Annotated in this window: 10 protein-coding genes; 5 read left to right on the plus strand and 5 right to left on the minus strand. The window is 72.8% G+C overall.

Translation table 11 applies throughout. The annotated features are described in order from the left end of the window. The first annotated feature begins 155 nt into the window (after window positions 1–155). On the plus strand, window positions 156–1613 hold the full coding sequence (locus tag LX83_RS17000) for an acyl-CoA carboxylase subunit beta (protein WP_253772425.1): 1458 nt from the start codon (window positions 156–158) through the stop codon (window positions 1611–1613). A gap of 31 nt (window positions 1614–1644) precedes the next feature. Here the strand turns inward: LX83_RS17000 and LX83_RS17005 are convergent, their stop codons facing one another. Continuing rightward, window positions 1645–2136 carry an EF-hand domain-containing protein gene (locus LX83_RS17005; protein ID WP_253772429.1) on the minus strand — a complete coding sequence of 164 codons (492 nt, stop codon included), beginning with the start codon at window positions 2134–2136 and terminating at the stop codon, window positions 1645–1647. 500 nt (window positions 2137–2636) lie between these two features. Here LX83_RS17005 and LX83_RS17010 point away from each other — a divergent pair, with 500 nt between their 5' ends. Both LX83_RS17010 and LX83_RS17015 read left to right on the plus strand, forming a co-directional pair. Next, entirely contained in the window at window positions 2637–4550 is a 1914-nt protein-coding gene (locus LX83_RS17010; protein ID WP_308203992.1) for a rhamnogalacturonan lyase, read from the plus strand. Between the two features lie 69 nt (window positions 4551–4619). Continuing rightward, window positions 4620–5126: a metallophosphoesterase family protein gene (locus tag LX83_RS17015; RefSeq protein ID WP_253772431.1), complete on the plus strand. Its 507-nt coding sequence runs from the start codon at window positions 4620–4622 to the stop codon at window positions 5124–5126. Window positions 5127–5235: 109 nt separating this feature from the next. Here LX83_RS17015 and LX83_RS38425 read toward each other — a convergent pair whose 3' ends face one another. Then, a complete protein-coding gene (locus LX83_RS38425) occupies window positions 5236–7815 on the minus strand; it encodes an alpha-L-rhamnosidase C-terminal domain-containing protein (protein ID WP_253772433.1) in 2580 nt (859 codons plus the stop codon). A gap of 162 nt (window positions 7816–7977) precedes the next feature. Here LX83_RS38425 and LX83_RS17025 point away from each other — a divergent pair, with 162 nt between their 5' ends. Together LX83_RS17025 and LX83_RS17030 are read left to right on the plus strand one after the other, a co-directional pair. Then, window positions 7978–9384, plus strand: a complete 1407-nt coding sequence (locus tag LX83_RS17025) for a 6-phospho-beta-glucosidase (RefSeq protein WP_253772435.1) — start codon at window positions 7978–7980, stop codon at window positions 9382–9384. Window positions 9385–9585: 201 nt separating this feature from the next. Further along, window positions 9586–10020 carry a DUF4440 domain-containing protein gene (locus LX83_RS17030; RefSeq protein ID WP_253772437.1) on the plus strand — a complete coding sequence of 145 codons (435 nt, stop codon included), beginning with the start codon at window positions 9586–9588 and terminating at the stop codon, window positions 10018–10020. Between the two features lie 48 nt (window positions 10021–10068). Here the strand turns inward: LX83_RS17030 and LX83_RS17035 are convergent, their stop codons facing one another. The 3 genes from LX83_RS17035 to LX83_RS17045 all read right to left on the minus strand — a co-directional run bounded on the left by LX83_RS17035 (window position 10069) and on the right by LX83_RS17045 (window position 12999). Beyond that, a complete protein-coding gene (locus LX83_RS17035) occupies window positions 10069–11505 on the minus strand; it encodes a pectate lyase family protein (RefSeq protein ID WP_253772439.1) in 1437 nt (478 codons plus the stop codon). Window positions 11506–11696: 191 nt separating this feature from the next. After that, window positions 11697–12170, minus strand: a complete 474-nt coding sequence (locus LX83_RS17040; RefSeq protein ID WP_253772441.1) for an ATP-binding protein — start codon at window positions 12168–12170, stop codon at window positions 11697–11699. Between the two features lie 475 nt (window positions 12171–12645). Continuing rightward, entirely contained in the window at window positions 12646–12999 is a 354-nt protein-coding gene (locus LX83_RS17045; protein WP_253772443.1) for an STAS domain-containing protein, read from the minus strand. Window positions 13000–13042 lie beyond the last annotated feature (43 nt).

A 13042-nucleotide genomic window follows, 5' to 3' on the forward strand; every position in this document is an offset into this window, starting at 1 on the left:
CGATTAGGGGACGGGCAGGGGTGAACTAGGGGTTGGTTTCGGGGTGCGCTGATCACTATTATTCATCCCGACCCTGTCGAATTCAGGAATTGTGTCCTCGTGGTCGCGATGTTCGTTTCCCACTGAATGGGAACTCCCGTGAGGGGTAGAGAAGCATGACGGTGTTGACCGCCCAGCCGCACGTCGGCCCCGGTGACAGCGGGCAGGACCACCGGGCCCCCGTGGTCCGGCTGGGGCAGCTGCTGGACCTCAACTCGATCCGGCCGCTCAACCCGGCCGAGGACACCGAGTCCTGGAGCGCCGGTGGGGTGCGGATCGTGCGCGGGCGGATCAACGGCAACGAGGTGATCGCCTACTGCACGGACGGCAGCAGGATGGGCGGCGCGCTCGGCGCCGCCGAGGCGGACCTGATCATCGAGGCCATTGACGCGGCCGTGCGGCACGACTGCCCGGTGATCGGCCTGTGGCACTCCGGTGGGGCGAAGCTGGCCGACGGCGTCGAGTCGATGGACGGGGTCGGCCGGATGTTCGCGGCCATGACCAGGGCCTCGGGCCGGGTGCCGCAGATCTCGGTGGTGCTCGGCCCGGCCGCCGGTGCCGCGGCCTACGGCCCGGCCCTGACCGACCTGGTGATCATGTGCGAGGCCGGCCGGCTGTTCGTGACCGGCCCGGACGTGGTGCGCACGGTCACCGGCGAGCAGATCGACATGGAGGGGCTCGGCGGAACCGACGCGCACGGGCGGCGCTCCGGCGTGGCCCACGTGACCGTGGGCTCCGAGGCCGAGGCCTACCAGCACGCCCGGCGCGTCGTGGACCTGCTGGCCCGGCCCGGCGCGTTCGACCCGGCCGCGGTTGGCACCGGCCGCAACCCCAGGGAGCTGCTGCCCGACTCGCCCAAGCGGGCCTACGACGTGCGCCCACTGGTGCGCGAGCTGGTGGACGGCGACGAGAACGGCGGCGGGTTCGAGGAGATCCAGGCCAGGTGGGCGCCCAACATGGTGGTGGGCTTCGGCCGGCTGGCCGGCCGCAGCATCGGCGTGCTGGCCAACAACCCGCTGCGCAAGGGCGGCTGCCTGGACTCGCTGTCCGCGGAGAAGGCCGCGCGGTTCGTCCGGCTGTGCGACGCGTTCGGGGTGCCGCTGCTGGTCGTGGTGGACGTGCCGGGCTATTTGCCCGGGGTCGGCCAGGAGTGGGGTGGCGTGGTGCGGCGCGGCGCCAAGCTGCTGCACGCCTTCGCCGAGTCGGTGGTGCCCAGGGTCACCCTGGTGACCCGCAAGTCCTACGGCGGCGCCTACATCGCGATGAACTCCCGCTCGCTCGGCGCGACCAAGGTCTACGCCTGGCCGGGAGCGGAGGTCGCGGTGATGGGCGCGGAGGCGGCGGTGAACGTGCTGCACCGCAAGGCGCTGGCGGCAGCGGCCGACCACGAGCGGGACGCGCTGCGCCAGCGGCTGATCGAGGAGCACGAGCGGCAGTCCGGCGGGGTGGGCCGGGCGCTGGCCATGGGCGTGGTCGACGAGGTGATCGACCCGGCGCACACCCGGCAGCGGCTGGCCGAGGCGTTCGCCTCGGCCCCGGCCAACCGGGGCCGGCACGGCAACATCCCGCTGTGACGCGCCGCCCTGGCCCCGGCCGGGGCAGTGGTCAGGCCTGGAAGTAGTCCACGGCGGCGTCGGCGTACTCGCTCTTGGTGATGTAGCCGTCGCCGTCGGCGTCCAGGGTGCCGAACGCCTCCACCGACTCGGCGTCGGAACTGCCGAGGCAGCGTTGCAGCAGGGTGAACTCCTGCCGGTCGAGCCGGCCGTCGCCGTCGTGGTCGGCCAGGTCGAAGATGGTCATGGCGGCGGGCGCGGCCGAGGACAGCACGAACTCCGGGTCGCGCGCGGCGGTCACCCACTCGCGCCGGCTCACGCCCTGGTTGCCGTCGGCGTCGGCGTGCTGCTGGATGGCCTGCCAGATCCGCTCCAGCCGCTGGCGCACCTCCTCGCCGCGGGCGGACTGCGCCGCCACGGCGAACTCGGTGCAGATGCGCTGTGCCAGTGCCGTGAAGTCGGCCTCGACAAGCACGTTGTCGTTGTTGCTGTCCAGCTGGTTGAACAGCTTCTCGTACCCCAGCCGAAACGTCCCTCGGGCCATCGCGCCTCTCCAGTTCCTGGTGAAGATCCCCTGGTGAAGATCGCCCGGTGCAGATCCCCTGGCGAAGATCACTGTGCTCCGCGGCCCATCACAGCAGACCCGGGGAAGGCCAGGCCAACACCGCAACCCGAACGGCCCACAAACTCACCCGTACGACCACATTCGTGTTCCTTGGCGACGCGGAGTGCGGACGGTCCGGCCGCTGGGTGGGGTTCGGGCCGGGACTGACTCGGCAAACGGGTGAACGTCAACGCGGCGCGGTCACTGGTGGTGATGGGCGGGGCCGGTGTGCTCGCGGTGGTCCGGCGGGCCGGTCGGCTGCCGCGCGCTGCGCCGGGTGGACCTTGACGCTGCGTCACCGCCGTTGTTTGAATCGTGCTGCCGCGTCCACCGCGTCCGGCGCCGACCGCGGCCCCGGACGGGTGTTGGGCGAAGAGAGCGCGCTTCCGAGAAGGACCAGTGTCCGCCAGCGTTGCTCACCGCCCGAAGGAGCCCGGTCAGTGACAGACGACAAGACCCGCCCGCGCCCGCCCGTCGCACCGCGACGGCCGCTCCGCAGCACCGCGATCCTCACCCTCACCGCCTCGGTGCTGGCCGCCAGCGCCGTCGGCGTGACCTCGGCGTCGGCCCAGCCCGACCAGGTCCGGGCCGGTGGCGCCACCGCGGGGGCGACCGCGGCCCTCGGCCCGCGCCAGGTGGAGAACCTCGACCGCGGCCTGATCAGCAACCGCGTCGGCGACGCCAACTTCCTCAGCTGGCGGCTGCTGGCCAGCGACCCCGACGGCGTCACGTTCACCGTGTACCGGGACGGCGTCCGGGTGACCGCCGAGCCGGTCGGCGTGACCAACTTCCTCGACCGCGGCGCGCCGGCCGGCGCCACCTACACGGTGCGCGCGGTCACCGGCGGCGTCGAGGCGCTGGCGTCCGCGGCGGCCGTGCCCTTCGCCAGCTACCGGGACGTGCCGCTGCAGGTGCCGTCCGCCGGCAGCGGCTACACCTACTCGGCCAACGACGCCAGCGTCGGCGACCTGGACGGCGACGGCCAGTACGAGTTCGTGGTGAAGTGGGACCCGTCCAACGCCAAGGACAACTCCCAGTCCGGGGTCACCGGCAACGTGTACGTGGACGCCTACAAGCTGAACGGCACCCGGCTCTGGCGCATCGACCTGGGCCGCAACATCCGGGCCGGCGCGCACTACACCCAGTTCCAGGTCTACGACTACGACGGCGACGGCCAGGCCGAGGTCGCCATGAAGACCGCGGACGCCACGGTCGACGGCACCGGCAAGGTCATCGGCAACGCCAGCGCCGACCACCGCAACAGCAGCGGCTACATCCTCAGCGGCCCCGAGTACCTGACCATGTTCAACGGCCGGACCGGCGCCGCGATGTCCACAGTGGACTACGTGCCGGCCAGGGGCACCGTGGCCAACTGGGGGGACAGCTACGGCAACCGGGTGGACCGGTTCCTGGCCGCCACCGCCTACCTGGACGGGTCGCGGCCCAGCCTGATCGAGGCCCGCGGCTACTACACCCGGTCGGTGATCTCGGCGTGGGACTTCCGCAACGGCACGCTGACCCGCCGGTGGACCTTTGACAGCAACAGCTCCACCAACGGCAAGGCCTGGGAGGGGCAGGGCAACCACAACCTGTCCGTGGCCGACGTGGACGACGACGGCAGGGACGAGATCGTCTACGGCGCCATGGCCGTGGACGACAACGGCTACGGCCTGTGGAACACCGGCATGGGCCACGGCGACGCCATGCACGTCGGCGACCTCATCCCCAGCCGGCCCGGGCTGGAGGAGTTCAAGGTGGACGAGGACGCCAGCAAGCCCGGGTCCTGGATGGCCGACGCGCGCACCGGCCAGATCCTCTGGCGGACCGACTCGGGCGGGGACAACGGCCGGGGCGTGTCCGGCGACATCTACGCGGGCAGCGCCGGTGCCGAGTCCTGGTCGGCCCGGGACGGCAGCCTGCGCAACACCTCGGGCGCGGCCATCGGCCGCAAGCCCTCGTCCATCAACTTCCTGGTCTGGTGGGACGGGGACGCCGTGCGCGAGCTGCTCGACGACACCCACATCGACAAGTACGGCACCAGCGGCGACACCCGGCTGCTGACCGGGTCGGGGGTGGCGTCCAACAACGGCACCAAGGCCACGCCCGCGCTGTCCGCCGACATCCTCGGCGACTGGCGGGAGGAGGTGGTGTGGCGCACCTCCAACAGCTCGGCGCTGCGCATCTACAGCACCACCGACGCCACCAGCATCAGCCTGCCCAGCCTGATGCAGGACCCGCAGTACCGGGTGGCGGTCGCCTGGCAGAACACCGCCTACAACCAGCCGCCGCACCCGAGCTACTTCATCGGGGCCGGTATGGCCGCGGTGGCCCGCCCCAACGTGTACGTGCGCTGAGGCCGCGCCGCCCGGGTGTGCCCGCGCCCGTCGCTGGCGCACCCGGGGCGGTGTGGTGACACTGGCGCCATGCGCCTGCTGCTGATCGCCGACACGCACGTGCCGAACCGGGCCAGGGACCTGCCCGCGCCGGTGTGGGCCGAGATCGACCGGGCCGACGTGGTGATCCACGCCGGCGACTGGGTGGCGGTCGACCTGCTCGACGCGATCGAGGCCCGGTGCGACCGGCTGGTCGGTGTGGTGGGCAACAACGACGGGCCGGACCTGGCCGCCCGGCTGCCCGAGGTGGCCAGGGTGGAGCTGGGCGGGGTGCGGTTCGCGGTGGTGCACGAGACCGGGCCGGCCAAGGGCCGGGAACAGCGCTGCGCCAGCCGGTTCCCGGACGTGGACGTGCTGGTGTTCGGGCACAGCCACATCCCCTGGGACAGCGTCGCCGAGACCGGGCTGCGCCTGCTCAACCCCGGCTCGCCCACCGACCGCCGACGCCAGCCGGCCTGCACCTACCTGACCGCCGTGGCCAGCGGTGGCCAGCTGGACCAGGTCACCCTGCACCGGCTGCCGCCCCGGCGGCCCTGAGGCGGGCGGGGACTGACCGGGTGGGGAACTGTCCGGGTGGGGACTGACCGGGCGGGGGACTCTCCTGGCGGGGACTGACCGGTGGGGGACTGTCCGGGTGGGGGACTGGTCAACCCAGTTCGAACCGGTGCACGCCGGGCCCGGCCACGCCCAGCCGCAGCGACCGGCCGGCCGGCTCCGGGAAGACCACCTCGCCGTTCCACCGGGCCACCGCACCCGGCTCGATCGGCCCGAGGGACACCGCGCCGGTGGTGCCCGGCGGGCTCTCCACCTCCACGGCCAGCCGGCGCGCCTGCCTGGCCCAGCGCACCCGCACCGGGCCGTGCGGGGTGGGCACCTCACCCCGGGCCCAGCTCAGGTCACCGAACTGGGGGCACACCAGCCACCGCTGGTAGCCGGGGGCCAGCGCGCGCACCCCCAGCACGTACCGGGACAGCGCGAACGTGGGGCCGGACGCCCACGGGTGGGCCAGGCTGGTGTTGCCGCCGCCACCGTGGTTGATGCCCGGCGTGGCCAGGCCACCGTCCCGCCACAGCACCTCCCACACGGTCATGCCGGGATCGCCGGTCACCATCGGCCCCCAGCCCGACCGGATCAGCCGCAGCGCCTCGGTGGTGCGGCCCTGGTCGGCCAGTGCCCACACCAGCACGCCGTTCATCATCGGACCGATCGTGGGGAACTGGCCGTCCGGCACCGGATCGCCGATCGAACGCGTCCCACCTGGACTGTCCAATCTGGACAGCAGGGTGTCCAGCGCCCGGTCGCCCCGGTCACCGGAGAGCAGCCCGTAGTGCACCGCGCTGGCGTTCGCGTCCAGCACGGTGTGGCCGCGCTGCTCGGCGCTGAGTTCGTACAGCCCGCTGTCCGGGTCGAACAGCAGCGCGTCCAGCGCGGTGGTGACCGCCTCGGCCGCCTCGGTCCACTGGCTGGCCAGCGCGTGCTGGCCCAGTTCGTCGGCCAGCTCGGCGGCACAGCGCAGCGCGTGCGCGTACACCACGTTCTCGTAGCTGGGCGTGCCGCACACCAGGGCGTAGCGCCAGCCCATGCCGTCGCGCTCGTCGGTGCGCAGCAGCCCGTCCGGGCCGGTGCGGCTCTCGTTCCAGGCCAGCTCGGCGCAGATCATCGGCCAGCACTCGGCCACGAACCCCAGATCCGCCGTGTGCCACCAGTAGTCGTGCAGGTTGAGCACCGTGTACAGGGAGTAGGAGGCCGACGGGTAGCGCACGGTCTCGGTGGTCCTCGGCGACAGCCTGGTGCGCGGTGTCGCCGCCGGGTTGGCGTTGGCCGGGACGTAGCCGCTGGCCAGCTGGTGGCTGCCGAGCAGCCGGATGGACTCCCGCACGTGCGCGATGGCCTCGCTGCTGACCAGCAGGGTCCGCCCGGCCACCATGTTGTCGCCCTGCCACACCAGGCGGTCGCGCTTCTGGCCGTCGGTGATCAGCGGCAGCCGGACCGTGCCGGGCGGGTCGAAGGCGGCCAGCTCCTCGGGCGCGGCCAGCGGCATGTTCGCCAGCACCACCGCCGGCGGCCCCGGCTGGGTGACGGTCAGCGCGCGGAACGCCGCGGCGTCGCCCGGCCGGGCGCAGAACCCGACGGTGCCCGCGGCCACCGCGCGCCGCTCGGCCGGGGACAGGTCGAGCGTGGCCAGGTCCACGCTGACCGGCTGGCCGCCGGCCACCGACACGGTGAGCACCGTGCCGCACACCAGGGTGCGGATCTCCTGCCACTGGCCGGGGCACAGCTGCTCGGGCAGGCGCAGCCGGGTCAGCTCCCGGCAGGCGTCGACGTCCACATCGAACTGGATCTCCACGGTCAGCCAGGAGCGGCCGGCGTGCGTGGCCACGCCCAGCAGCAGGCCGGTGCCCGGGCCGCGGCCGCGCACCACCCAGTTCAGCCGGCCCGACTCGACCCTGGCGTGGAACCGGACGTCCACGTCGGTCCAGTGCTCGCCGGTGCGCAGCAGGCCGATCGGGCTGGCGTTGTAGTCGGTCCAGGTGTCGCGCACGTCCAGGGCGCCGTCCAGCACCGCCCAGTAGCCGGCCTGCTCGCCCGGCTCGACCATGTTCAGGTGCAGCGTGTGCACCCCGGCGTACCAGATCCTGTTGAGCAGCTCGTCCGAGCAGAGGAAGTGGCCGGCGTAGGTGTCCGGTGTGCCCAGGTACGGGGTGTACCACACGCCCAGGGCGGCGATGGCCACCTCGTCGCCCGGGGTCTCCACGGACAGCATCTGGTAGCGGAACCCGCCCTGCAGGAAGCGCTGCCGCACCAGGCCGGGACCGCTGACCCGGTAGCGCTCCACCCGTGCCGGGTTGCCGGCCACCCGGGGCTCGGGCACGGTCAGGTCGCCGTCCGGCCCCAGGTAGCGCAGGGACTCGCTGTAGCCGGCGCGCAGCATGGCCTGGCTCGGCCGATCGCCGGCGGCGAAGGAGAACCAGGGGTAGCCGCTCACCTCGACGCCGAAGTCGACCACGGCCCTGGCCGGCTGGTCGGCGGCGGCGCAGCGCAGCACCAGCGGACCGGTTCCGGTGACCACGTCCGCGCACCCGCTCACCTGTCCGGCCGCCACCGTGACCCGCCGGGGCCGCACGTCCCGGTCGCGCGGGGCGGGAACCAGGGCGTGCCAGCGGTCGTCCCACGGGCAGACCGCCAACGGGTCGGTGGTGTGCTGATCCCCAGTCGGTGTGCTCACCGTGTTCTCCTCTGAGCGGCGTGCCCGGAGGAGACCACCTGGCCACGCGTTTTCGCTGACGTCAAGAGAACCCCAGGAATTCGGCCGCCGCCATCGGAAACGGCGAGCACCACCCACAGGGCCCACAGCGTTTTCCGGTCCGCCCGTGGGAGAGTGGGTGACATGAAGCTGACGATCCTCGGCGGTGGCGGTTTTCGGGTTCCCCTGGTCTACCGGGCGCTGCTGGATCGGAACAGGTCCGGTGTGGACGGTGGCGCCGCTGGGGCCGGCCTGGGCGTGCACGAGGTGGTGCTGCACGACATCGACGAGGACCGGATGGCCGCGATCGGGCGGGTGCTCGCCCAACTGGCCGACGGCCGGCCCGACGCGCCCCGGGTGCGCGCCACCACGGACCTGGCCGAGGCGGTGCGCGGGGCCGACTTCGTGTTCTCCGCGATCCGGGTGGGCGGGCTGCGCGGCCGGACCGTGGACGAACGGGTCGCGCTGGCCCAGGGCGTGCTGGGCCAGGAGACCGTGGGCCCCGGCGGCATCTGCTACGCGCTGCGCACCCTGCCGGTCGCGCTCCAGGTGGCGCGCACCGTGCTGGAACAGGCGCCGGACGCGTGGGTCATCAACTTCACCAACCCGGTCGGCGTGGTCACCGAGGCGATGAGCCGGGTGCTCGGCGACCGGGTGATCGGCATCTGCGACTCGCCCCTGGGGCTGTGCCGCCGGGTGGCCAGGGCGCTGGGCGTGGACCCGGAACTGGTGTGGTTCGACTACTTCGGGCTCAACCACCTCGGCTGGCTGCGCGGCGCCCACGTGGGCGGACGCGACCGGCTGCCCGAGCTGTTCACCGACCCGGCCGCGCTGGCCTCCTTCGAGGAGGGCGAGATGTTCGGGCCGTGGCTGTCCTCACTGGGCATGGTCCCCAACGAGTACCTGTACTACTTCTACCGGACCACCGACGCGGTCAACGCGATCAGCACCGCGCCCAACACCCGCGGCGAGTTCCTGCTGGACCAGCAGTCCCGCTTCTACCGGGCGGTGGCCGAGGACCCGGACAACGCCCTGCCGCTGTGGATCCGCTACCGGCAGGAGCGCGAGGTGAGCTACCTGCGCGACGAGCTGGCCGCCGCCGGCGTTGGCGAGCGCAACGCCGCCGACGTCACCGGCGGCGGCTACGAGGGCGTGGCCCTGGACCTGATGGCGGCGATCGCCCACAACGAGCGCAGCGTGCACGTGCTCAACGTGCGCAACCGCTCGGCCCTGCCCGACCTGGACACCGAGGCCGTGGTCGAGGTGCCCTGCCTGGTGGGCGCCAACGGCGCGGTGCCCGTGGCGGTGGGCGCGGTCCCCGAGCACGCGGCCGGCCTGATGCGCACGGTCAAGGCGGTGGAGCGGGCCACCATCGAGGCCGCCACCACGGGCTCGCGCGACGCCGCGCTGCGGGCGATCGCGCTGCACCCGGTGGTGAACTCGTTCCAACTGGCCGAGCGCATCCTGGACGGCTACCTCGCCCACTTCCCCGAACTGGCCCTGCTCGCCCCCCAAACCCCGCGAGTCGACTTTGCAAACCCCGCGAGTTGACACGTCAGGCAGGGCCGTTCGGGTGATCGAACCCACACCGGGACCGCGGCGCCCGGGCTGGTGTTGACGTCGACGACAGGGCCTACCGTGCCCACCACACCCCGGGTCGGCGCCACGCCGACCCCCGCCACCGGGCGCGGTGCCGGCCGCGTCACCCAGCGCGGTGGGCACCGGGTGGGCACCAGGAGAGGACACCGCAGCATGACCAGCACACTGGCCGGTCCGGCCGACCGGGACGCCCTGCTCGACACGGACCGCCGGTTCTTCGCCGCGCTCACCGCCGCCGACCACGACCAGCTCGACCGGATCCTCGCCGAGGACTTCCTGATCGTCGCGGTGGACAGCGGCGCGGTCGCCACCCGTGCGGACCTGCTCGCCCTGGTGCGGTCGGGTGAGGTGGCCTTCCCCGAGGTGCGCTCCTTCCCCGAGGAGGCGGTCGTGCGCCGGGTCGGCGAGGTCGGCGTGGTGGTGGGCCGGACCGCGATGGAGTTCACCGGACCCGCCGGCGCCGCGTTCCACGCGGGCAGCCGCTACACCCACGTCTTCACCCGGTCGGCGGACGACACCGCCTCGGGCTGGCGGCTGCTGTCCGCGCAGGGCACCCAGATCAGGACCGGCGACCAGCCGCAGCCGTAGCCGGGGCCGCAGTCGTAGCAGGGGCCGGGGCCGGGGCCGTTGCCCGCCTCACCGGCCGGGCGGGACCACCCGGAGCCGGCCCGCGCCGGCGTTGGCCAGCACCGCGACCCGGACGGCCAGCGCCGACTGCAGCGGCGTGTACCGGTAGACGCCGGCCGGCGTCCAGCCCACGTCGGTGGTGAACTCGTGGGTGGCCCACTCGGGCGGTGGGGTGCCGTTCGCGGCGGCGTCGGCCAGCGCCGCCGCCCTGGCCGCGGCGAACTTGTCCCTGGCGACGCCGGTCACGTCCGCTGGCCGGCCGTTGAACCAGGACCCGAGGTCCACGAACTGGTAGCCGTGGAAGTTGGCCACGGTGATGTCCGCCGACGCGCCCCGGCCGACGTAGTCGAACGCGTTGTACTCGGACACCAGCTTGGCTTCCACGCCCACGCCGAGGAAGTAGCTCTCCCCGCCCAGGGCCTGGCTGCGCATGGGGTAGTCGGCGTCGTCGACCGCGCCGACGAAGTAGTTGTTGTAACTGTGCACCTGGCCGAACCGGACGCGCGGACTGCGCTGCGCGGTGTTGGCGAACAGGTTGTCGTGCAGGGTGATCCGCAGGTGCCCGCGGTCGCGGTCGCCCTTGCCGTCGCCGGAGCCGATCAGGATCGTCTTCTCGTGGTCCACGAACCGGTTGTGCGACACGGTGACGTAGTCGGTGGCGTCCTCCATGTCGAGCAGGCCGTCGTGCCGCTCCACCGGTCTGCCGTGCGGCCCGGTGGGCGCGGCGGAGTTGGGGAACCGGCCGTCGGTGAACGTGCAGTGGTCGATCCAGACGTTGCGCCCGGTCACGATGGACAGCGCGTCGAACCGGGCGTTCCACGCGCCGTCGCCGTCGCCAGGGTCCCAGCTGGGGAAGTGGTCGACCGGCGCTTCCAGGTGGAGATTGCGGACGATGATGTTCGTGCCGGTGTTGATCGTGAGGTACACGCCGTGCAGTGCCGCGCCGGCCAGGCCGACCAGGGTGGTGTTGCTCGGCACGGTCAGCTGGATCTGCTGCTTCTGGTTGGTCGACCCGGTGGTGCGCAGCGTGCGCATCTGCTTGCACCACGGGTGGTTGGCGTCGCTCCACGCGGCGAAGTCCGGGCCGAAGCAGGCCAGGTACCGGTCCAGGTTCCAGCCGGGCGCGTAGTCCTGCTCGCCGAGCAGCCGCCCGTCGTCGGCCTGGTTGCCCTCGATGGTGCCCCGCACGTGGATCAGCTTGGGCGCGGTGGGGTCGCCGTGGTTGGCCAGCGCGGCCTTGAGTTCGGCGCGCGAACCCACCACGTAGGTGTTCTCCGGCGGCGCGCCCAGTCCGCCGGTGGTGCCGGTGCCGGCGCTGGCCCAGCCGGTGGGCCCGGCCGGACCGCCGACGAACGGGGTGTCGGGGACCGCCAGGGCTGCTGGCGCGGCCGCCAGAGCGGTGACCGCGGCGAGTCCGGTGGCCAGCAGTGCACTCCAACGGCCCACGGGTCCCTCCGGCGCCGGCCTGGCCGGCAGCGGTGCCGGCACTGGTTCGGAAAGCGCTTTCCGCGCTGTCGTCGAAGCTAAGCGGGCTGTCCTCGCCTGTCAAGCGAGACGCCTGGCCGACAGCGGACGCACCGGTGCCGCGCGCGGGGCGGGGCGGTGCCGACAGCCGCGGTGGTGACCGCCGCGGCGCCTCAGCCCTCGACCGGCCAGACCAGCCGCGCCCACACGGTCTTGCCGCCCGAGGCGGACCCGGACACCCCCCAGTCGTCGGCGAGCGCGTCGACGATCACCAGCCCCCGCCCGTGCGGTTCGGTGCTGGGCGCCCGCCGCAGCTCGGGCAGGGTGGGGTTGGTGTCGGCCACGGTGACCAGGGCGGCGCCCGGCCAGGTGGTGATCTCCACGTCGAACGGCACCGTGCCGTGGATCAGGGCGTTGGCGACCAGCTCGGTGATCACCAGCCGGGCGTTCTCCAGTGCGGGCGCGGGCACCGACAGGCCGGCGAGCACCTCGGTCAGCACCTGCCTGGCGCGGCTCGCCGCGTCAGCCTCGGAGCCGAAGGTGAGGTGCGTGGTGGTGGCGTCCGCCGGAGACGCGGGAGCGAGCCTGGTGCTACCCGGTGCGCTGGGTCGGGCCTCGTCCCGGCGCGGCTTCTGCGGGCGCGACATGCTCCCAGCGTCGTCCTCGCCCGCGGCTATCTCGCGGAACACGTTCCGACGTCCCCCTTTGATCTGCGCGATGTCACCAGCTTGAGCCGATACAGGCAATACCGGAAGAGGATGGTCGGAAGGGGCTGGATACGTGGCCGCAACGACACCTCGGCCCTCGGACCACCTGCTGTCACGCCCTGCACCGCGGCATCCTCCTGTTCACCGGTCGAGATCCTGGTTCGCTCGCGTCGAACCTGGGTATGGCCGACCGCGAGCCCCGTCCGAGCGGGCCAGCGGTGAATACCCGGCGCTGCCGCGAACCAAACCGGTGCCGCCGATGGAGTGAAACACCGCCGGCATCCGGTTGGTGCGGAGCCGGTCTGGACAAGAGGACTGGACAACAGCAGCGGTGCGCAGGAGGAGCGGTGGACAGGGGACGTGACACTGGTTCGCGGGCCGGGCTTCCCGCGCGGGGGAACGCCCGGCCCCCGGCTCAGGCGCTCTCGTCGGTGAGCTGGAACAGCGGGAGGAGACCGGTGATGTCCAACACCCGGCGCGCGTGCCGGCTGACGTTGGTCAACGTCATGGTGCCGCCGCGCTCGGTGATGGTGGTGTGCGCGCGGATGAGTGAACTCAGGCACGCCGAGTCGAAGAAGGTCAGATCGGTGAAGTCGACCACCAGGCTGGTGGCACCCTCGTCCAGCAGCCGCTGCACCACCTCGTCGATCTGGGACGCGGTGCCGTGGTCGATCTCCCCGTGCAGGGCGAGCAGGCCCTCGGTGCCGTCCACCCGTCCCACCGCGACCGACGGCGCCTCCAGCGCCTCCGTGCGTTCCTCGTTGGTCATGTCGATATCACTCCGATTCCGTGGTTCGGCGTCGTCCATCCAA

This window comes from Goodfellowiella coeruleoviolacea, assembly GCF_024171785.1.
In the GTDB taxonomy this organism is placed as follows: Bacteria; Actinomycetota; Actinomycetes; order Mycobacteriales; family Pseudonocardiaceae; genus Goodfellowiella; species Goodfellowiella coeruleoviolacea.